Origin of the sequence: Catenovulum sediminis (assembly GCF_007289895.1) — a bacterium.
In the GTDB taxonomy this organism is placed as follows: domain Bacteria; phylum Pseudomonadota; class Gammaproteobacteria; order Enterobacterales; family Alteromonadaceae; genus Catenovulum; species Catenovulum sediminis.
Genome location: NZ_CP041661.1, coordinates 323,619 through 346,235, shown reverse-complemented (window position 1 = coordinate 346,235; position 22,617 = coordinate 323,619). Strand labels below are relative to the sequence as shown.

Annotated in this window: 16 protein-coding genes; 5 read left to right on the top strand and 11 right to left on the bottom strand. The window is 41.9% G+C overall.

Annotation, left to right across the window (positions count from 1 at the left end; all coding sequences use genetic code 11):
- Nucleotides 1-33: 33 nt before the first annotated feature.
- The 4 genes from tnpC to FNT16_RS18825 all read left to right on the top strand — a co-directional run bounded on the left by tnpC (nucleotide 34) and on the right by FNT16_RS18825 (nucleotide 3,771).
- Entirely contained in the window at nucleotides 34-1,605 is a 1,572-nt protein-coding gene (gene tnpC / locus FNT16_RS18840) for an IS66 family transposase (RefSeq protein ID WP_143869684.1), read from the top strand.
- Between the two features lie 309 nt (nucleotides 1,606-1,914).
- A complete protein-coding gene (locus FNT16_RS18835; protein WP_143873431.1) occupies nucleotides 1,915-2,325 on the top strand; it encodes an RICIN domain-containing protein in 411 nt (136 codons plus the stop codon).
- Nucleotides 2,322-3,101, top strand: coding sequence for a dockerin type I domain-containing protein (locus FNT16_RS18830; protein ID WP_143873429.1), 780 nt, complete (start codon nucleotides 2,322-2,324; stop codon nucleotides 3,099-3,101). The genes FNT16_RS18835 and FNT16_RS18830 overlap by 4 nt, the downstream gene beginning before the upstream one ends.
- A 136-nt stretch (nucleotides 3,102-3,237) precedes the next feature.
- Nucleotides 3,238-3,771 (top strand): hypothetical protein, encoded by a 534-nt coding sequence (locus FNT16_RS18825; protein ID WP_143873428.1) that lies wholly within the window; start codon nucleotides 3,238-3,240, stop codon nucleotides 3,769-3,771.
- A gap of 84 nt (nucleotides 3,772-3,855) precedes the next feature.
- Here the strand turns inward: FNT16_RS18825 and FNT16_RS18820 are convergent, their stop codons facing one another.
- From FNT16_RS18820 to FNT16_RS18770, 11 genes are all read right to left on the bottom strand, one after another.
- Complete coding sequence (locus FNT16_RS18820; RefSeq protein ID WP_143873426.1) at nucleotides 3,856-7,527, bottom strand: carbohydrate binding domain-containing protein; 3,672 nt, start codon at nucleotides 7,525-7,527, stop codon at nucleotides 3,856-3,858.
- Nucleotides 7,528-7,558: 31 nt separating this feature from the next.
- Complete coding sequence (locus tag FNT16_RS18815) at nucleotides 7,559-9,085, bottom strand: tryptophan halogenase family protein (RefSeq protein WP_143873424.1); 1,527 nt, start codon at nucleotides 9,083-9,085, stop codon at nucleotides 7,559-7,561.
- A gap of 69 nt (nucleotides 9,086-9,154) precedes the next feature.
- Complete coding sequence (locus tag FNT16_RS18810) at nucleotides 9,155-9,397, bottom strand: hypothetical protein (RefSeq protein WP_143873422.1); 243 nt, start codon at nucleotides 9,395-9,397, stop codon at nucleotides 9,155-9,157.
- 122 nt (nucleotides 9,398-9,519) lie between these two features.
- Nucleotides 9,520-10,665: an Ig-like domain-containing protein gene (locus tag FNT16_RS18805; RefSeq protein ID WP_143873421.1), complete on the bottom strand. Its 1,146-nt coding sequence runs from the start codon at nucleotides 10,663-10,665 to the stop codon at nucleotides 9,520-9,522.
- 24 nt (nucleotides 10,666-10,689) lie between these two features.
- Nucleotides 10,690-14,199 (bottom strand): TonB-dependent receptor, encoded by a 3,510-nt coding sequence (locus tag FNT16_RS18800; RefSeq protein WP_143873419.1) that lies wholly within the window; start codon nucleotides 14,197-14,199, stop codon nucleotides 10,690-10,692.
- A gap of 459 nt (nucleotides 14,200-14,658) precedes the next feature.
- The gene (gene manD, locus FNT16_RS18795) at nucleotides 14,659-15,867 is read right to left on the bottom strand and encodes a D-mannonate dehydratase ManD (protein WP_143873417.1); all 1,209 of its coding nucleotides are present in this window, start codon (nucleotides 15,865-15,867) and stop codon (nucleotides 14,659-14,661) included.
- Nucleotides 15,868-15,885: 18 nt separating this feature from the next.
- Nucleotides 15,886-17,166 carry a TRAP transporter large permease gene (locus FNT16_RS18790; RefSeq protein WP_221935105.1) on the bottom strand — a complete coding sequence of 427 codons (1,281 nt, stop codon included), beginning with the start codon at nucleotides 17,164-17,166 and terminating at the stop codon, nucleotides 15,886-15,888.
- Complete coding sequence (locus FNT16_RS18785; RefSeq protein ID WP_143873413.1) at nucleotides 17,166-17,639, bottom strand: TRAP transporter small permease; 474 nt, start codon at nucleotides 17,637-17,639, stop codon at nucleotides 17,166-17,168. The genes FNT16_RS18790 and FNT16_RS18785 overlap by 1 nt, the downstream gene beginning before the upstream one ends.
- On the bottom strand, nucleotides 17,632-18,564 hold the full coding sequence (locus tag FNT16_RS18780; protein ID WP_281281924.1) for a C4-dicarboxylate TRAP transporter substrate-binding protein: 933 nt from the start codon (nucleotides 18,562-18,564) through the stop codon (nucleotides 17,632-17,634). The genes FNT16_RS18785 and FNT16_RS18780 overlap by 8 nt, the downstream gene beginning before the upstream one ends.
- A 190-nt stretch (nucleotides 18,565-18,754) precedes the next feature.
- Nucleotides 18,755-20,185, bottom strand: a complete 1,431-nt coding sequence (gene uxaC / locus FNT16_RS18775; RefSeq protein WP_143873410.1) for a glucuronate isomerase — start codon at nucleotides 20,183-20,185, stop codon at nucleotides 18,755-18,757.
- Between the two features lie 120 nt (nucleotides 20,186-20,305).
- Complete coding sequence (locus FNT16_RS18770) at nucleotides 20,306-20,662, bottom strand: L-rhamnose mutarotase (RefSeq protein WP_143873407.1); 357 nt, start codon at nucleotides 20,660-20,662, stop codon at nucleotides 20,306-20,308.
- 208 nt (nucleotides 20,663-20,870) lie between these two features.
- Here FNT16_RS18770 and FNT16_RS18765 point away from each other — a divergent pair, with 208 nt between their 5' ends.
- Nucleotides 20,871-22,388, top strand: a complete 1,518-nt coding sequence (locus FNT16_RS18765; protein ID WP_143873405.1) for a UxaA family hydrolase — start codon at nucleotides 20,871-20,873, stop codon at nucleotides 22,386-22,388.
- Nucleotides 22,389-22,617 lie beyond the last annotated feature (229 nt).

The following is a 22,617-nucleotide window of genomic DNA, read 5'->3' as shown; positions in this document are numbered from 1 at the left end:
CTTTTTGACGCTCACTTTGCTATAATACCCGCCATGAAAATGTCGCCCAAAGCTCAATCAAATCAAGCTTCTACATCTGTCGAAACTACGACTGAGATGGCAGCCTTGCTGTCTGAAAAAGACGACATTATCGACAAAAAATCAGAAGTGATTGCTTGGCAACAACAGCGTATCGCTTTGTTAGAAGAATACCTCAACCTTGCTAACCAAAAACGTTTTGGGTCTAGCAGTGAACAAACCACAGCTGAGCAAGGTAACTTGTTTAACGAAGCTGAAATCACCGCAGAGCCAGAGCAAGAAGAACTGCTTTTACCTGATACCGCTTCAAAAACCAAAACAGGGCGTAAACCTTTCTCTGATAAATTACCACGCGAACAAGTATTCGCTTATTTATCTGAAAAAGACAAAGCCGGTGCCATTGATACCTTCTTTGTAAAAGTCCGAGAAGAGCTAGACATCATCCCTGCTCAAGTGCGTGTGCTGGAATACATGCAAGAAAAAGCCGTGTTTAAAGATGAACAAGACAAGCGCATTATCAAAGCCGCTGAAGTCACATTACACCCTGTAGCCAAAGCGATGGGCAGTGTGAACTTAATGACCTACGTGATTGTGTCGAAATACGCGGATGGTATGCCACTGTATCGTTTAGAAAATATCATCCGCCGTTATGGTGGTGATATCTCAAGGGCGACCTTAGCGAATTGGGTTATCGCGTTGGCAAGGCAAGTTCAACCACTTATTCATTTACTCCGTGAGTATCAACATAACGGCCCACTGATAATGGCGGATGAAACTCGCATTCAGGTACTCAAAGAACCAGGCGCTTCCCCAACGGGTGATAAATACATGTGGGTCACTCTAGGCGGAGAGCCTAATCGACAATCAGTGCTGTTTGAATATGATCCTTCGCGTAGTCAGGAGGTACCCTTGCGCCTGCTGGATGGATTCACGGGAGGTTACCTGCAATCTGATGGATATGCTGGATATAATGCGGTCTGCAAAGAATATAAACTGACCTCATTAGGGTGTTGGGATCATGCAAGGCGTAAATTTAAAGAAGCTCAGATCGTGCAACCGAAAAGTAAAAAGACCAAAGTCAGTAAAGCGGATATGGCACTCAGCTATATCAACAAGTTGTATGTGATAGAGCGTAATATAAAATCATTGAGTGCTGATGGGAAATACCAAGCGCGTCAAGCGCAAAGCGTGCCTGTTCTGAACAAGTTGAAAAAGTGGTTAGACGTGCAGCGCCCCAAAGTAGTCAAAGACAGTTTAACGGGCACAGCAATGACTTACTTACACAACCAATGGGACAAATTAACGGTTTACTGTAAAGATGGCCGATTAAATATCAGCAATATCCTAGCAGAAAATGCGATCCGCCCGTTTGCTGTTGGCAGAAAAGCTTGGTTATTTGCAGATAGTCCCGCTGGTGCGCATGCGAGTGGAATACACTATAGCTTGATAGAAACGGCTAAGCTTAATGGACTTGAGCCGTATCACTATTTAAATGCGGTATTCAAAGCCTTACCATACGCAGATACGGTTGAAAAGTTAGAAAGGCTCCTGCCATGGAATTTTAAAGCCGAAAATAAAGAAAGCTAGCCCCGTAGGTTCATTGAGCGCTTACCTTTTATAGGGACATATCATTGGCTTATTTCTTCTTATTCACCGAGCAATGTAACAATCACCGGCAATGACTTTAGTCAGGCACGCGCTGAAAACCCTTCTTCAAAAACAATCGATTTTACGCATTACCACGGAAATAGCGGTGACTTACCATACGAACTACCGGCTAAAAATATCGTCTTTAAAAACAACATAGGATTATCTGAGAATCTGCATGGCGATTTTGCAATCTATGTTGAGCAAGGTGATGATTCTATCGATATTCAGGGTTACCCAGAATCTCAAGTGCAGCGTAATATTGTTGCGCAAACACCCGTTTCTTTATTAGGGACAGACAGTGATGTGTTTAGAATTGTAAATAAACAAGGCAAGTTATTATATGCTCAAACTGAGCCGAATGCTGTTGGTGTCAGTGACACTGTGCTGTCGGACGACTCAGATCTTTGGCAAGTTGATTATCAATATCCGTACTTTTATCAAATAAAAAATGTAAAAACGGGATTGTATTTAGAAGTTGCAAAAGGTTATACATTAGCTGACCTCAACAAGCCAAATCCTGGGCAAGTTCTACTTGAACAAAAATACAACTATGCAGGAAAAGCTGAGTTGCCTTTCTGGTTTTTGAAAACACAAGATTTGAACAATTCCGATTGGTTTGAAATTTTCCCGGGGGGAATGAAAGAAAATCGCGTGTGACGCTTGAAAATGGCATAGCTGAGTTAGAAAAAGCGAAACCTCAAGCAGGCGCAGAGCCGTTTGCGCCCGATGCCGCCAGCGCTTGGCGTTTTGTTAATCAGTATGATGCGGTTACGCCACTAGAAGCTGCTAATATCCAGTTTAATAACTCTGACGAGTATACCAATACAACCTATTTAACCCATCAGCATTTAGATGTTTCTTTAAATATTCATGCCGGCAGCTATAACGCAATTGCTGCCGACCTAAATGGGGTGACTCTGATGTTGAGGCAGCTAACCCCAAGCTGGACATCTGTTAATGACATTATCGTGACCGAGCCCAGTATTATTGGTCAGGAAGTTGCTGACACAGTTGTTTCTATCCCTCTTTCTGACGTAACTCCTACATCTGAGTTACCCGAGGGGCACTTTTATTTCTTATTTGCACGCTTTAAATCGACCGATGGGAATGTCTATAAAGTCAGTACCTTTCCAATTGAGATTGAATTAGACTCAGATGCAGATGGCATTGCAAATACAATCGATACAGATGACGATAATGATGGCGTTGCGGATGCGTTTGATGATTTACCGTTAGATTCAGTTTATGGTGTGTTAGGTGATTTTGATGGTGACCAAGATGTAGATCGTAAAGACATCAGCCATTTTGTGCGAATGCTGAGAAATCCTTCACTTCATCGCGAAGCTTTTGATTTCAACGGCGACGGAAAAGTACATCAAAGTGATGTCAGTTATTTAAGGCATTATTGTACTCGTACTCGTTGTCGTGAGTAATTGAGGTTGGAATGCTCTGCGTAAATCGTCAATTATGGTTAATTGAAAACAATTTAAAGTAAAATTGATTCGTATAATACATAGATGTCATAATGCTTTTTATCGATTCATTACAGGCAGTTATCTGCATATTTATATGAAAACTATTTTAATTTTATCCATGACTTTGTTTGTTTTAGCTTGTTCGAAAACAACGCTATTAAGCCAATCGACAGAGCAGCCTAGCGCTGTTGAATTTATCGCTCATGAGCATTTTACAACGCCTTCAGATTCAGATTATTCATTTTACTATGATGAATATAGACAGGTTTTTGCAATTAACGCAGGCAATCCTAAATTACGCGATCGCTTTATTCGGGCAACCAAAAAGTTAGATTCAAATTTTATCGGTGGTGAGTATTTACTTACGCTAAACACCATCACTGAAGAAGATGGCGAGTCGAGTTATCAAGTGTTTGTCAACGATGAATTAATCGCAACCGTGACTAACCCTGAAACACATAAAGCTTTTAAATTAGTGCAGCTCCAGATTGGTAAAACCGAATTAAAAGCGGGAGATGTGCTTACGATTGCTGCTAACGCAGTGACCAATGGTAAAATACCCGAAGGCGATGGGACTGCCTACGCCAGAGGCCGCTGGCAAAGCTTGTTACTTACACCTGTCCAATAATTTTTTAAATACAACTACAGCGCTCTTTTGCTGTAGTTGTATCGGTGGTTTTCGTTATATTGGTTTGAGTCTAATTATTCTCAATCATGGCTCAATTTTTTCAATGCGCACGTTATCAATTTCAACATTGATGCCATTGATATGAGTACTGGAATTGGCATTGAAGTATAGGTCGATGCGCGCGTTATTTTGATTAGCTGTCCAATCGACGGCATCTCGAATAAAACTCACCTCTTTCCACTCATGCCCTGCATCAAACCAAGATTCAATCCGGTTTGCCCAAGCGCCTTGTGCGACACTTCTAAACCAGCCTGAAACATTTCCATTGAGTGAGCGTACATTAAAACTGATTTGATATTGCGCATTATCATTTAAGCCCATTTGCTGCGGAGTAACCTCAGGCGGTAACGTAATACCTGTATTTTTTGTACCATCAGACAGTATATTTAATACGTAATTACCCGTTGTCGCCGCACCATCTGTAATTAATAGCTGGCTCGAGGCATCGTTTTCCCAATAGGCAATCCATGGGGATAGTTCGGCATTTTCAAAATCTGCATTAACGGGCGCTAATAAATTGCTGTCTGGTGTTATATCCTGCAATTTTACATTGTCCAATTCCCACGCGTGGTGAGCTGTGCCAAAAACGATTTGTAATTGAGTTCCGTTTTGTGGCCAATCTGCACCGTCAATTTCTTTTTCAAAATGTATCCAGTCGCCATTACTGCTGGTGCCAAACCATGGACCTTGCGGGCTGCCAACCCAACCATTTTCATTATTCACCAGTTGGACAAAACCGCCGCCCCAGCCGCTACCTGCCGTTTTTCGAACTGAGAATGATACTTTATATTTTTTGCCTGCTTGCATGGGTAGGTTGTCCCCAATTACTAAGCCGACTTTTCCGTTGCTGGTATCTATCTGTGCCGAATAATTGGAAGTTTGTGTACTATCGGCTGAGACAAAAACATCGCCCGTGCTGTCCCATGTATGTTGCCAGTGTGTCAAATCTCCCATTTCAAAATCGGCGTTTAAAGCGGCAAGCAACTGACTAGGATCGGTGTCTGGCTGTTCATCGGCTATCACTGTAATATTTTTAATGTCGTGACTATCAATGGTGGTGCGCCAGTCGCCACCTGTTGCGCGTAATGAAGCCAATAATCTAACCTGTTCGCCACCCATCAAAGCTGAATCTAACGTAAGTTGAATGTTTTGAACGCCCTGCCCTGCCGGTAGTGCGGTACGTGAATCTTTCACAAAGCGGTTTTGGCTATCATACAGTGCCAGTACTAAATCACGTGTTTTGTCATTTTGATATTCTATTTCAACGTTAATGGTGTCTGTTTCGGGCAATTGTGAAATAGCTTGGGTGAAGGTGACCGTATTACGTGCAGTGAGTTGATCGCGTATTTCAACATTAATCTGAGTTTGAGTCGCACCATCTACAGATTGCACGCCAATTTGCACATAACCCGGTGCAACCGCTGTGATTAACCCTGAATCATCAACAGTTGCTACAGTACTGTTGCTTGTTGACCAGACCAAACTTTTATTGCTGGCTGTCGCTGGTAAAACTTGCGCGCGAATACGTTTGACATCATTTTTGTTTAATACTATATCATTTTGCGATAATTTAATCTGCTCTGTTAATGTCACTTGATGTGCTTTTTGCGATTCAACTTCTAAAATGACAGAACTGACAAAGCCTTGGTCGTCATCGAATCGAATATCCACCTGATTGTTGGTTGTGAGGTATTCTGACGGCACCGGAATTTCTATCGCGCCAAAAAAGTCGTCACGGTTGGCCTGATCATGTCCGGCCCAATTATTAGGTACGCTTAATGCAAAACCATTAATGCTGACGTACGGTTGTTTGTTTTTATCATGTTTACGGCTAATGCTCATTCTTAAAACAGCTTCATATCCAGGCTGGCTGAAGCCTGTATTGGCAACTTGATATTTTAGCGCATTGTTCATGTGTGGCTGATGTAAGAGCTGACTCATTAACTTTTGTGATTCTTTGCTATTGGCAGAAGCATCTTTAAGCTTATCTAGCTTTTTCTGATATTTTTTAATGAGGTTTGGATAAAGTTTATCTGGGTTGGGGTGTGGCTTGTCTGCCGGCAGATCTGCAATATTCACCTGGCTTGCCACCCAATGGGTTAACTTGCGGTTATCGTATGCAGCCTCAACATGATTAAAATTAAAGCGGAGCGTTTGATTGGCACTAATTGGCTGCAAGTGTGTATCTGCGTAATAGGTATTTCTGTGTATTTGTTGCTGAATATCCAAAGGTTGCGCTAATTGATATTCGGCTATTAAGGTTTCGTCTGGGTTTAGGGTAAACGAAGTTGGTATTGTGACTTGCGTTTGGTCAGAATAATTGGCGGCTTCACCATACGGCACGTCTAACCGTTTGATGCGCACGGCCGTTGCGCCTAAATTCTGCATAAAGTTTAAATTTACAGCTTTGCTGGCACTATCGAAGTTATTTAAACAAACATATAGTTTATGACCGTATGCGAAAACTTGCGTCGCTAAATCTGGGTCTTGTTCGCTAAAATCGATCCGGTAGCCTTTTACATCGGCCCATAGTTTATAAAATTTGGCTTTTTCGGTTTCTAAAAAGCCATTTACTTTACCGTTTTTGATTTTATCCGGGTCTGGTCTGTATATCGTTGCAGAATACGGGTTAAAATTATTGGCCTGATAGTACCACTGTGCTGTGCCTGTAATAAACGGAATTGAGGTTAATAAGCGGTCTTCGCGTGCCAATAAACTGAATAATAAATGATTATATGATCTCAGCTCTTGTGAGCTTTTAGCGGCACTGTATTCATCTGGAAATCCTTTTACAATACCACCATATTCAGTCACCGCATGTGGGATAACTTTATTAAAACTTAATTGGCTGTAAGTTTCCTGTAAATCCATTATCGCTTCAGCATTACTGCCTGAGCGCAGGTTATCTTGTCCTGTTACATTTACTCCATCGTATAAGTGAAAAGCAATACCATCCATAACTTCGCCCGCGGTGTCCATAAACATTTTCATGCGGGTTTCCCAATGATTAAAATTATCGAGCTCTAACGAAGGCCAAGCAGATGAAAAACCGACGACTTGCACGGGGATCTCGCGTGCGTCAAATTCACGGCCTATTTCTGCAAACCATTTAGCCATATGGCGTTGCATGGCTTCGTTATTGCTATTATCCCACGGACCGTCGACAAATTCATGAGCATGGACAAACGGTTCATTCATCGGCTCATAAAAACCGGGCCGATTTGTGTCATCAAAGTTGTATTGAAAATAGTCAGCAACAAACCTTGCGCCTGCAACCGGATCGTTACCCTCAACAATCATGTTATAGGGATGTTCTGTCATTACTTGACGAGAAACGTCGTAGCCAGCAAACGGGAACTTAGCGTAGTTTTGCAGGTTTTGTGCACCACTTTGCATCACGCTTTGCGTATCCGGGTAGTTGCTGCCCATATTTTTATTAAAGGGGCTTGAAAACGAGCGGCCAAAACTGGCGTTCAGTTCGTTTAAAATATAGTCGCGCTCTATATCCTGCATCGCCGGGTCATTGGGTGAGCTATGGATATTAAAAAATTTATTACGCTGTAAATCAGATACATCGCCAATAAATAGTTTGTTTTTAGGGTATATTTTTATTTCAGTACTGTTGTTAGCTTGCGCTTGAAATGCCAATAAACCGGCAATCGCCAGAGCACTGTATTTTAGTTTGTAGGTTTGCATGCGTTGCGTTCCTTTATTTTTCATTGGATGATTAATGGTTACATTGGGTTTTTCGCAGATAAGATGCGTGCGAATGCAGGGATTCGGTTTCTATATCAATTGCTTGATAAACTGAGGTAAAAAATTGATGGGCGGTTTGCAGGTCTGGCAAACCTTGGGTATCAATTTGTATCGGGTGTTTGTTCTGGTTAGCAAGAAAACCCTGCCCTATTAAAATCTGAAACCAGCTGTAATAACTAAACAGCGTGCCCGGTTTTAGCGTTATTTCACCCAACTGGCTAAATTCATTTAGTTTTTTCGTTAAGCTTGGCGGTATTTTTACTGTTTGTCGCGTGCGCCAAAATTCAGAGTCACTGCGTTGTGTGACAATATAATGAGCCATTAAAAAATCTCGAATATCCAGCATATCCTGCGTAAATTTTCGATTAAAACGATTGGCTTCTTGTTGCATATCTGTACCGTAAATAAAGGCGTTTTTAAGCTCTATCGCGTATTTATAAATCAGATGGATACTGGTTGACTCTAACGGCTCGGCAAATCCGGCCGCTAAACCTTGTGCAATACAATTGCCTTGCCATGCTTGTGACAGAAACCCGGTTTGAAATGACAGGCTGCGCATTAAGTCGATTTGTTCATCTGATGCCTGTAAAGCTTTGGCAAATTCGGTTTTGGCATCACCATCGCTGATAAATTGACTGCTATAGACATATCCATTGCCGGTTCTATTTGCCAGCGGTATCTGCCAGCGCCAGCCAGCTGACATGGCCATAGATTTTGTATATGGCGGAATAGGTTTTATTGCTGGGGTCGAGAGGACGATAGCGCGATCACAAGGCAATATATCTGACCAATCATTAAATTTACCCTGTAGCGCTTGTTTACTGATCAACCCATTTTGTCCTGTGCAATCAACAAAATAGTCTGCTTTGACCAGACGCCCTGATTTCAGAATTAAAGCTTTGACTTGTTTGCCCTGAGTTTGCACATGCTCAATGGTTTCTGGATGCCATTGGCAGCCCAACCTGAGCGCATACGTTTTTAAATAATTGGCGAGTTTGCCCGCATCAAAATGAAATGCATAATGCAGGTGCGATAATGGGTAGTATAATTCTGGATTTTTATGAGTCGGCTCTACCGGCTCGCTAAACTTGTTTTTGTACGCAGCAACCGCTGTAGGTGAAAAAGGGATTAGATTTTTTAATCCCAGTTTTTGTGCATACGCCAGCCAGAGTTTGCTAAATTCTGTTTGTTTGTAGTGTGTACCTAGGCTGCCAAAAGCATGCATATATCGTTGATTTATTTCGCCCCAATCGCAAAATTCAATGCCGTATTTGTAACTACCGGCTGTTTGATTGATAAATTCATCGCTACTGACTTCAAGATAAGACAACCACTGCAATATCGGCGGAATGCTGGCTTCGCCAACGCCCACTGGTGCAATTTCCTCAGAGTCTATTAATTCAATTTGATAGTGTGATTGCGGTAATCCTTTGCAAAGAACAGCTGCAGTAACCCACCCTGCTGTTCCACCGCCTGCGATTAAGATTTTGGTTTTCATCGTTTGCTCGCCAGCAGATTTTATAAGGAAAGGAAGAAAACCACCTGCCTGAACAGGTGGTTTTTAAGCCTATTGTGCGTCTTCAATAACTTCTAAGCGAAGGTCATCAATGTACACATCTTGATTGGTATTTTTGTTGAGGTAAAAATCAAATCGACCCGGTGACGATTGACCGCTCCAATCGTTTGACGGTTTTTCTATGACGATGGTTTGCCAACCGTTTGCATCGGCCAAAGCTGCATCATAACCAAACCAACTCTCCCAACGCGTTGCCCAGTAGCCTTGCGCGACCGCACGGAACCAGCCATTCACATTGCCTGCGTTTGCTTTTAGTTTAAAGCTTAAACGATAAATTTTACCATCGCCGGAGCCTAAAACTTGCGGCGCTTCACTTACACCTAAAGTAATCCCTAAGTTTTTGCTACCATCTGATTTTAAATGTAAACCATATTGCCCGCTGTATGCTGCAGCTTCACTGGGGCATAAGTTGAACCTTCAATATTTTCCCAATATTTAATCCAAGGTGAAAGTTCGCCCGACTCAAAGCTATAATTGTGGTTAAATAATAAGTTTTTACTTGGTGTCACTTTAACCGAGACTTTGTCTGAATAACCTTGATCATTCGTACGTACGTCTAAAGTACCACTATTTAAGACTTTTAAGCCTTGCACTAAACCACTTGCATTCACTGAGAAAAACTCAGGGTTATAACTTGTCCAGCTTACTGAATCGTCAGACTGTGCTGTTTTGTTTTGAAACAAAACGTCTGCGGTTAGCTGAATAGCTTGTCCCTGCTCTACGGTCAACATGTCGATTTGTTGGTTGTCTTTTGAAATCTCAACGCCGATCGGTTTGTCAGAATCAGTGACGATCATTAGATCTCTAGTGGCGGTTACATCACCGTCTTTACTGGTGGCGGATATTGTGACGCTACCTTGCGCTACACCGGTGATCATCCCCTGATCATCTACAGTGGCTTTACTGCTATCGCTACTGACCCAAGTGAGTTCAGGGAATGTTGTATTAGCAGGCGAAACAACTGTTGTCAGCTGAATTGTACTACCAACTGGCACTTCTGCGTTGTCATTGGCATGAATATCGATTTGTTCAGCTTTTACTTCTTCACCCAATACTCGAACGATTAATACCCGTTCGATTTGCTCTGATGAACCGTTATCCAATTTGTAGCTAAATTCATACTCGACACTTTCTTCAAATTCGAGTATGTCTAACCAAGCGGATGCGTCGATAATGACATCTTCCGCTTGTTTAGTAATGGCACCAGACGGGAGAACTGGCTCAGAATCTAATTTGATTCCTTCCTCATCCACCTCGAATTCATGTTTGAATTTAACAACGTACACATCGTTTTGTGTATAGCTGTTTTCTACACCCTGCAGTAAGCTTATTCTGTTTTTACCTGACGTTTCACCTACTTCAAGTGTCAATACTGGATTATCTACTGTTACGGCTGGTATTTTAGTATCATCGACCGGTTTGCCAAGTTCATTGTCGCCGCATGCAGAAAGGGCAGTAACGGCAAGCAATGCGGTCAAATTTTTTAAATTTACGAGTTTCATAATATTCACCTTATAATTCTGCTCTTAGAAATTGACTCGAACACCTACACGATAGCGTCGGCCAAGCTGGGACTCTGCGACTGTGCGGCTGGTATCAACACTGCTGTCTGTCATTGGATTACCTTCATCAAACGGTATTGCAATGCCATTTTCGTCAGTTAAACCGAGATCCATGTCTGAACTGGTGAAAAATGTTCTTACAGTGTCATCCGTTATGTTTAGAGCATTAAAGGTAAATGAAACATGCTTGTTCAATTTGTAGACGGCTGAGAAGTCAAGTGTTTCACGATCGTCTTGCCATAACACCCCACCCTCGTCTCCGCGAGCGACAAGTTGCATCGTGTTAAAGCGATGAGTTAGTTTTAAACTATGGCCAAATTTTTCCCAGTATATTGCCGTATTTAGCGTATGTCTTGGCGTGTATCGTTGAGGGAGTGCTTGTAATTTAACGCCTGTAGCTATGCCCGCCAATTCAAAAGACTCGGCTTCGGATTCTGAATCTTGGAATGTATAGTTAACATTGGTTCCAACACCGGATAATGCACCAGGAAGGAAATCATAAGTTTGTCTATAGGTAAATTCGATCCCTCGAGTATATGCGCTTTTACCATTGCGCAAAGCTGAGACTCTGACATCTTCGCACCCTAAATTGAAACTGTCTTGCAGTTTATCTTGTACGATTCGATCTGGCATACATTGTACAGTTAACCCATCGCGCATTTGGTAATCCTGGCCGGGTAGTAGATCAACACTCTTTGAAATGAGTAGATCTTCCAAGTCGACTTGCTCAACGTCATAGTCTCGGCGTAAATCTCTGATATAAAAACGACTTTCGACTTCTTCAGGGAAATCTGTCATATCTTTATTAAATGCGGCCAATGAAATCTGGCCAGTTTTGTCAAAATACCATTCTAACGATAGATCTAAGTTAGTTGATTTCAATGGCTCTAGGTTGGGATTAGGTGCAGACAACCGACTAAACTCGCCCCACACATCCTCGTTGTATTGCCAGTTTGGGCGCAAGTCGTCGAATCTTGGTCGCGCCATTGTTTTTGAAACGGCAAAACGTGCAATGACTTCGTTGCTCACCAAATAGTTCAGGTTTAGGCTTGGTAACCACATATCGTTTTCTGAATAACCTTGGCTTTGATAATACCGTTGCTCTCTACCATCGTCGAAGCGACGTTGTGTTGAGGTATCTGTATGTCTGTAGTTTTGCCACCAACTTCTACCATTCCATCCTTTAGCAAGGGCTTCCTCTGGACTTAGATATTGCGTTATTGTGTTATCCTCACCATTGGTGATTATGGCTAAATTAGTATCATAACAAGGATAATAGTTATCGATTGGTGTTCCTGCCCCTTCTTTAACACCGTCTCCTTGACCTCCCGCATTTGGGTCTTCGATAAATATCTCACCTTCTGAGAGTACGTAAGTACCGTCAATGCGAATTAATCTATTTCCGTTTTGATTTGGCGGACAAGCGTCGTTTGTATCATCAAACAATCCATTTGCGATTAATTCATGACCGGCAAAAATTCGATCACCATCAAAAAACTTGGCGGTTGATGAGCCTTTGGGCGACTCAACTTCTGTGTGTACGTACCGTAGGCCGATGTCACCTGTTAGGCGGTCATCTAGGTAACTGAAGTTTAATTTACCGTATAGTGAATGATTATCTTGAATCATTCTACGGCTGGCACTTTCATCGTTTGAGATTGAAAAGTCACTCAAGCCGAATATTTCTTCAAATGCTTTGTCGGCGTTGATCAACCCCCAACCTGCTAGAAAATCATCATTGTATTCGTCACGACTACCTACTAAATCAGACATAAAATCATCTACGGGTAACGATCCCTGATCTAATATATCGACCACAAAAATGTCAGATGTGGTTTGCCCGTTAATTGGTTTACCTTCTGCATCAAATACGGTTTCAGGACTGCCTTGAAACTGTTGATAGCCTCTATATACATCTTTATCTCGTTGCGATATTTTTGCACCAAATTCAATTTTGGTGATGCCTGCCATATCTACTGTCCAGTCAAAATCAAGATATACGCTCTTGTTGACATCTGTTGTGCGATCGTCTGAACGCGCCACGTAGCCAACGTGAGATGCATAAGGATCGAGTGGGTTAAAACCGCCGGATGCAATGTTTGATTCGTTGTCATTTATGCCGCCCGGAACATAAATGTAGTCTTCGGTTGCAACAACAAACTGGCATTTTTCTCCACCGGTGCAGTCGTAACCTACAGGTTCGAGAGTGTCTAATGGCGTATTGTTTAAAACTTGGCGTGGTAATGTGCCCCAGTTAGCCGTGTTAACGTTTGAATTTGGCAAACTTTCGTAATCTGAACGAGAATAACCTGCCGTCAGATTGGCTTTAAAGTTATCTGTAAAGAAATGTTCAAATTTAAGTGTTGCAGTTTTAGTGTCAGTCTCATTTCCACCTTGGTTGCGCCCGTATGCGCCTGTTCCGTGACGGTTTAAATATTTTACGAGGGTATGCGATTCAGTATTAACGACCCACCAGTCTTGTTGCGGATCTTCTGCAAAATTATCAAATTCTGCAGAAGATGGGTTTGGTGCTCGGACTGAAATGGTATGGTTATCTTGGAGTACTTTTTGTTTCGTGAATGCTAAATCCAACTGAATGTCGGTATCTTCAGTGGCTAGAAACTGAAAGCCGGCATTTATCGTTTGTCTTTCCCGCACATTCTGATGCAGTTCATAAGCCATTGTTTTACGCATTAACGCTCTTGTATCTTCGGTGATTAGATTTCCTTCTAGGTCTCGCGCACCGTTGGCTCGCACATCGACTGCTTGATATGCCGTTTGCCAGTCACCTCCAATCTGGTCCTTTCTGATGGTATCTGTTTCATCACTTACGGTTAGAGCGACACCAAATCTATCATCAAAGAATTTTTTTATCATAGAGGCCGAAACTTTGTAATCTGTTTCGTCTGCAAATTGGTTGTATCGTCCTTGAAGTTCAGCGGTTAAACGTTCGTTGGCAACATTGAGTGGTTTGACTGTGTTTAATACCACGTTTGCGCCTAGCGATCCTTCATCATGATCTGCGCTAGAAGTTTTATAAACGTTAATTGATGATAAAATATCTGAGGAAAAAACACTTAAATCAACAGCTTGGTTTTCTCCACCACTGGTCAGTGTAATGCCATTTAGTGAAATGTTATTTAAATCAGGTGCTGCCCCACGGACAGAGATGACCGTACCTTCACCATCTTCGGTTTGTACGCTAACCCCTGTAACTCGGGATAACGCATCTGCGATATTTTGGTCTGTGTTTTTACCAATGTCTTCGGCAAATATAGAATCAACTATTGTGCCTGCATTGCGTTTTTCGTTAATCGATTTTAATACACTACCGCGATAACCTGTGACTTCTATGGTTTCGACTTCTTCGGCTTTTGTTTTTTCGTTATTTTCTTCTGCCGCCCAACCGTAATTGACAGTGAGTGCGGTTAACACTGCGATGCTGGTTGGAGCCAGTTTTGTTTTCATTTGCATGTTGCTCTCCGGTGTATTTTAAATGCAAAACTAAGCAATCAAATGTAAATTACATCAATCAGGTATAAATATCAACAAATTATTTACACCTTTTGTAACAATTTTAATCTATTAATTGATTACTCTGGCCGAAAGTCGGTCGGAAAGTACTGAGCATAAAAGGGGTTTGGGAGAATGGTTTGTTTTATAAATGATATAAAACGTAATCTTTATATTTAAACTTACATGGGGTGAAATGGATAATTTTGAGATGAGACAGATTACAAGATTCGAATTATCCAGAAAAAGAGAGTGGTACTACGTGGTGGTAGACAAGATCTCGGGGGTACACAAGATTTTATGTGTGCAGTGGTAAAGCGTGGAGCCATGCTTGCCCCTATGCTTGACCCACTTTATTTAAACAAGCGACTCATAGAGCCTAGCGAGTCGCATTATTTGGGATACGGTTTGATTCAGTGTCTACCAGTTCCAAAGTGTGCCGTCTTCAAGCCGGTTAACGGGCAAACAAGCACGTTTATATGGATGCTTTTTAGCTTCGGCTTCATCTATATCGACACCATGACCTATGGTTTCACCAGGTGTAAAAAAGCCATCTTTAAATTCATATGAACGCGTAAAGACTGATTCCATTAACTCTGAATGCGGCATATGCTCTTGAATACCAAAATTCGGAACCCAGTAGTCAAAATGTAAAGCTGCCCCCATGGTGATCGGTGATAAATCCGTCGCACCATGGAAACCGGTTCTAACATGATACAGGCTGGCTAAATCTGCTATCCTGCGAACTTGAGTAATACCGCCAGCATGGACTAGTGTAGCGCGAATATAGTCAATTAATTGATTTTGAATGAGTTCTCGGCAATCGTGAATTGAGTTGAATACCTCACCCACCGCAATTGGAGTCGTTGTATGTTGGCGAACCAGTTTAAAGCCTTCTTGGTTTTCAGCTGCTACTGCATCTTCCATCCAGAAAAGGTTATAAGGCTCTAACGATTTGCCTAATCGAGCTGCTTCAATTGGGGTTAACCTATGATGTACATCATGTAATAAATGAACGTCATCACCATATTGGTTTCGAATTGCTTCAAATAACTTTGGCACAAAGTTTAAATACTTTTCAGTCGACCAAACGGTTTCTTTGGGTAAATCTGAATCCGCGGGTTCATATTTTTCGCCTTTTTTTGCTACACCATAAGTGCTGGCAACACCCGGAATGCCCGATTGAACTCGTACCGCTTTATAACCTTGCTCAATCGCTTTACCAACAGCTTCTACCGTGTCTGATATCTCTAAACCATTAGCATGCGTATAAACCATTATTTTATCTCGGCTACGCCCACCCAACAGTTGATATAATGGCATATTAGCCATTTTGGCTTTAATGTCCCACAAGGCCATGTCAACGGCCGCGATAGCGGTCATACCGATCGGGCCTCTGCGCCAATAAACACCTCGGTATAAATACTGCCATATATCTTCTATGCGTTGCGGATCTTTGCCAATTAATGCAGGAATAACATAGTCTTCTAAAAAGCTAACAACTGACTTTTCACGCCCATTAAGCGTTGCATCGCCGATTCCGTATACGCCTTGATCGGTGACAATTTTTAGTGTGACAAAGTTACGTCCAGGTGAACAAACAATCACGCGTGCTTCGGTGATTTTCATAATAAACTCTCCAAACGACTAAAATAAGGTATCAGGTAAAAACATAACCAGCGATGGGAACATTGCTAGTAAGACAACTAAAACAATGACAGCCAAATAAAACGGTGCTGCATCTTTTAAGAAGGTTTCAAGCGGGCATTTCATGATGTTGCACACAGTATACATAGCTACTCCAACAGGAGGCGTGGTTCCGCCAAACGTGACAACTATCATCATCAATACGCCAAAATGAACCGGATCAATTCCAACCGACTGAATAACGGGAACTAAAATGGGTGTCAGCAATAACACTGTCACTGTACCTTCCATCAACATGCCGACAAAAAGTAAAAAGACCAAGCATATTAATAAAACAATTGCTGGGTTTTGGCTGATATCCTGAATACCTTGCGCCATACTGACCGGCAATTGCTCATAAGCGATTAGATAGCCAATCACCCCTGAAGACAGAATGATCAGCATTACCATGCCAATATCATCAACACTCTCATAAACTGAAGTCATTAAAGATTTAAAGCTTAATTCTTTGTAGACAAAACGACCAATAACACAGGCATATACCACAGCAAATGCGCCGGCCTCCGAAGGGGTAAAAATACCAAAGCGTATTGTGACTATTAAAATAACCGGAAAAAGCAATGCCCAAATACAGTCTTTAGCAGAGCTGAATACTTCTGCCAATTTTGGTAATTTAGCGAGGCTTTGTTGACTTTGTTTAAATTTAAATTTGGCGGTTAGGTAAGCCACCAACATCAAAGTAAACATTAGCAATACACCCGGTACAATACCGGCTAAAAACAACTTTCCGATTGAAACATTGCCAACGTAGCCATACAAAATCAAACCGATACTCGGCGGTATACATGCGGTAATTAATGCACTTACGCAGATTGCGGCCGCACTGAAGCCTTTAGGGAGACCCGATTCTTCCATCGGTTTGCCCAAAATACGTGCCTGCATCGCGGCATCAGCGATTGCAGAACCGGACACGCCGCCCATCAGTGCGCTTAATACGATAGTTACATGTGCTAAGCCGCCAGCAATCCAAGCAACGAGCAAATTTGCAAATTGAATAAGTCTATGTGTGATGCCAGAAATATTCATGATGTGCCCAGCTAATATAAAGAAAGGCACGGCTAATAATGGAAAGCTTTGACTTGACGCCACCATACGCTGCACGGCCACTACAACAGGAATATGTTCGGCCAGCGCAAAATAAGATAAACCCACGGCTAACAAACTAAAAGCTAGCGGCATACCAATCAGTAACAGGGCTAAAAAAAGAATTAAATACAACACTATAAATCTCCACTACCTTGCTTAACTAACTGACTGCTTTGCCTAACGATCGTAATCGTCATTAGCAGGGCGCCAACTGGAATCGCTGTTGTTACCCATGCGTAGGGGATCTCTGTGCTGCCCAACGTTCTGTCTGGGTTTAATAAAGACAGCTCAATACCAAAAATAAACAAGGTGATTAATATCACTAATGCAATAACGTTAAATAGGAGTCGAAGGACGTGTTGCAAACTGGGCGAAAACCGCTTGAAAACAATATCGACCGTTGCATGATTTGAATGTCTAAGTGCTAAGTTGGCACCAATCATACTTAACCAAGCAAATAGCAGTTGCGCCACATCAACCGACCAAATAATCGGTAAAGAAAAAGAGCGCATCAACGCCGCTAGAAACACTAATAAAACAATCGCGACTAAAAATAAGCCACAAATAATTTTTTCCACGTTGTCTATTCGATTAAAAAGTTTATTCATCTCTTAACACCTCATAAACTTGCTCGCGCAATTCTGAATAACCCAAAGTCTCATATACTGATGTTGTTGCTTCGACAAAAGATGCAAGATCAATTTTATTGATGGTTAAACCTTGCTGCCGTAATTCTTGCTCTATCTGACTTTCATTTGACTGCACAATATGGGTCGCAAATCGCCCTGCTATAGCAGCGCTTTCTGTTATGATTGACTGTTGTTGAGGGGTGAGTGAGTCGAACCAACCAGCACTGGTGACTAAACCAGAAATAAGCTGAATATGACTTGTTTTGGTTATATGGCTGGTCACTTCATATAAGCGAGCACCGTAAATGGCATCGTACTGAGCCTCTGCTGCATCTAACACTTTTTGCTGCAAACCACTATAAACCTCGGTAAAACTAAGTGGTGTGGGTGTTGCGCCCATCGCTTTGATAGACTCAATCCAAATGGGGGCGCCCACCGTGCGCATTCGCACGCCAGCTAAATCTTCAGGCTGGTCAATTGCTTTGTTTGTCAAAAGGTGTCTACTGCCCTGCCACCAGTTAAAAGCCAGCACTTTTAGGTGATTTTTGTTCTGTAATTTATCCGCCCAAGATTGAAATAATTTAGATTCAACCAATTTGTCTAACTGCGACATATTTTGCAATAAATAAGGTGCCCCCAAGATACCTATTTCTCGTTGGTAAGTAGACAGACGACCGCCATCAACCAAAACAGCCACATTAGTTCCAGCCATTGCTTGCTCTAAAATGTCTTCATCGTTACCGAGCTGTGAACCAACAAATAGTCGTATTTCTACTTGCTGGTTAGTTTTAGATTCAACTAAAAGCTTAAAACGTTCTAACCCTTTATACATAGGGTCATGACTGCTTAATGCAGTAATAACATTTAGCTGATTTTTAGCCCATGCTAAGTTTGTGCTAACCACGCACAAAATAAATATTAAAATTAGTTTAACCACTATAAAGACTCACTTATTCTACTCGGTTATGTCACCCGAACATTGCACTGAAACATTGATGAAATGCGGCCTAGTTGCGCTGTAACCTTCATAATAATTCTCGTATGGTGTCTAGCGAGATTCACTAGACACCATAAAAACGGCTGTGCTTATATGACTATTTGGTTCGTTGGTAGGCTTCTTTAGCGAGTCGATAACTTAAGTCATAAGCCAAAGTATGAGCATCATCAATGGGCAATCTACGCTCCGCAACCAATTGGGCTAAAAAACGACAGTCGATGCGACGGGCCACATCATGTCTGGACGGGATTGACAGAAACGCGCGAGTATCGTCATTAAAGCCAACCGTGTTGTAAAAGCCAGCTGTTTCAGTGACATTATGTCGAAAACGCAACATGCCTTCAGGACTGTCATTGAACCACCAGGCAGGCCCTAATTTCAGACATGGATAATGGCCCGCTAAAGGCGCTAATTCACGTGCATATGTAGATTCATCCAATGTAAACAAAATGATACGCAAATCACTTTCAGTACCATACTTGGATAATAGCGGATGCAAGTTGTCAACATAACTTGTGCGAACAGGAATATCGCAGCCTTTGTCTGTACCAAAAGTTTGGTAGAGTTTTTGATTGTGATTGCGAAACACGCCAGGGTGAATTTGCATCACTAAACCGTCTTCTAGGCTCATACCTGCCATTTCGGTGAGCATTTGAGCTCTAAATAAATCACGCTCTTCTGCTGTAGCACTGCCAGCTAATACTTTATTCAACAATGTCTGACATTCGGTTGGGGACAAATTGGCGGTTCGAGCTGTTGGGTGACCATGGTCAGACGCTGTCGCACCATGTTGGATGAAAAATTCGCGGCGTGCTTTTAACGCACGTAAATATCCATGCCAGTCGCTGATGTCTTCACCCGTTTGTTCCGCTAAGGCGACAATACTGGTTGAAAAATTCCAATGGTCTGGGTCAATCACATCGTCAGGTCTAAACGAGGTGATAACGGTATTTTCTAAGCCCGTTCCTTTTAATTTAGCATGATGTTTAAGCTCATCTGTGGCGTGCTCGGTGGTTGCTAGTAACTCGATATTGAATTTGTCTAATAGAGCTCTTGGCTTAAACTCATTTGTCGCTAATTTTTGGTTGATTTTGTCGTAATAATAATCTGCGGTATTTTCGTCTAACGAGATCTCAAAACCGAATACCGCTTTAAACACATAATCCATCCATATACGTGACGGTGTGCCATGGAATAAATAGTAGTTGTTTGCAAATACATGCCAAATTTTACGGCTATCTTGCTCGACAGCACCCCCGTCGGTACGTTGAATACCCAGTTCTTCTAATTTAATGCCTTGGCTATAAAGCATGCGAAAAACATAATGATCAGGTTTGATTAATAGTTCGGTTGCGTTATTGAAATTTTTATTTTCGGCAAACCATTGAGGGTCAGTGTGCCCGTGCGGACTGACAATGGGTAGTTTGGCAACTTCATTATACAATTCGCGACTGATGGCTAACTCTTCTGGGTCTCGCTTGAACAACCTATCGTTGTCGAAAATTAAGGGTTTTTGTTTGTTGTGCACGACAGGTACCTTTATAAACCAAAGTAATCTTATGGTCTATATTACAACAACGTTATTTTAAAATAAACTCTGGTGTGCATAAAGTTCGCTGTCGTTTATTTAACTTGGAGCATTTAAATTTTATTTGGCGTTTTTCAGGTCGTAAATTTTGTTCATTGCGACCCATTTTTCACCTGGTTTTGCCCAGGGTAAGGCTTTTTGATATTTCCACATTAACTGCTCCCAGGCTCGATCTTTTTCTTGCGCTTGTGCAGATGGTTTAAAGTTGTCTGGATCAAACTCTTCTCCCACTTCCATTATCATAAACAGACGGTCACCGGTTTGATAAATTTCCATATCTAATATGCCCTTGTCACGGATATTTTGTGTGATTTCAGGCCAGGCATTTTCGGGTTTGTGATAATCGATATATTCTTTAATTAAGTGTTCGTCATTGACTAAATCAAGCGCTAAACATATGCGTTTTACGTTATTCACTACATTTCCTCATTTAATTAGGTTATTTTATATGACTATATTAATTATCTGTCGCTTCTAAATCTCTGCTAAATCGCTTTTAAGGTGTTTTGCTAAATACAGCAATACATAACAGTGCATTTGTTGATTAAATTTAGCATAACTGTTGAAGTGATAAATATAAAATTATAACATCATATATAAATTATTTGTTGTAGGTCTAGCCCATATGTCAAAGATAGCTGTTCAACGTCAGTTTATACAAGTTCACCCTAACGATAATGTGGTTGTGGCAATTGTGCCCGCGGCGCAAGGTACTGCGCTACCCGAGCCCTGGCAAGCGATCACTTTGCAGTCTGACGTGCCGGCCGGTCACAAAATTGCGGTGTGTGATTTATCCGCTGGCGATAAAATTTATAAGTATGGCTATTCTATTGGTCATGCAACAACGGCTATCAATGCGGGTCAACATGTACACAGTCACAACTTGAAAACCAGTTTATCAGGACAGGAGAAATATCAGTATCAACCGGATGTTTCTAAAGCCGCTGGGCAGACAACATCCGGTAATCATCCTACTTTTGATGGTTTTGAACGCAAAAACGGACGTGTTGGCATTCGCAATGAAATTTGGATTATCAATACGGTAGGTTGTGTTAATCAGGCCGCTCGGCGTATTGCGCAGTTGGCTGAAAAACAGTTTACAGAGATGGCTGACGCTTATGTACCACTGACACATGCTTTTGGCTGTTCACAATTGGGTGATGATTTGTCGAATACTCGTAAGTTACTGGCAAGTTTAATGCAGCATGCAAATGCCGGAGGCGTTCTGGTGATTGGCTTAGGTTGTGAAAATAATCAGCTGAAAGCTTTATTGGCTGAAGCCAGCGGCTTGGACGAATCCAGAGTGGAGTTTTTTAACAGCCAGCAAGTTGAAGACGAAATCGAGTATGGTCTGCAAGCTGTAAAACGTTTATTGGACAAAATGCAGGATGACAAACGTACACCTCAGCCAATCAGCAAATTAACTTTGGGCATGAAATGCGGCGGCTCAGATGGTTTTAGCGGTTTAACCGCTAATGCGGTTGTGGGTCGCATGACAGACAAGTTGACGGCAATGGGTGGACGGGTGATTTTAACCGAAACACCCGAAATGTTTGGTGCCGAGCAGGTGTTGATGAATCGGGCTGAGAACGAGCAGGTATATCAGCAAATTGTGACTTTGGTTAATGACTTTAAACAGTACTTTATTGATAACAAACAGCCTATTTATGAAAACCCGTCACCGGGTAATAAAGATGGTGGTTTAACCACGTTAGAAGAAAAATCGCTGGGTGCAATCCAAAAAGGGGGGCAGGCGATTATTAATCAGGTGATTGATTATGGCGAAATAGCTGAGAATAGTCAGGGGTTAACCTTGTTGCAAGGGCCGGGCAACGATGCGGTGTCTTCTACGGCTTTGGCGGCTGCGGGTGCTAATATTGTGTTGTTTACGACTGGCCGGGGTACACCACTTGGTTTTCCGGTTCCGACCATTAAAATATCATCTAACTCGACTATCGCCGGTAAAAAACCGCATTGGATTGATTTTAATGCGGGTCAGGTTTTAGATTCTGATATGACGTTAGATGAATGTGCCGAGCAATTAATGGACTATGTGATTCAAGTGGCTAGCGGTCAAAAAACCAATAATGAAATAAACGACAGCCGTGAAATTGCCATATGGAAAAATGGCGTTACTTTATAACGCCTTAAATGATAAACCATTGAGTGAATATCCTCAGGCTAGGTATATACCGGGGGATTTTACTCAAAAAACAAAGTGACACTGGCATCGCCGCTATATCATCGCAAGGTTTTTAAATCTACAAGATCCCTAAGCTAAAGCCTAGGGCGTGTTTATCTTTGCACTCTTGCCCGATAGAAACCTCTGTTAAGACATCCTTGTTGACAAGAAGTTTGCATTGTAAACAAGT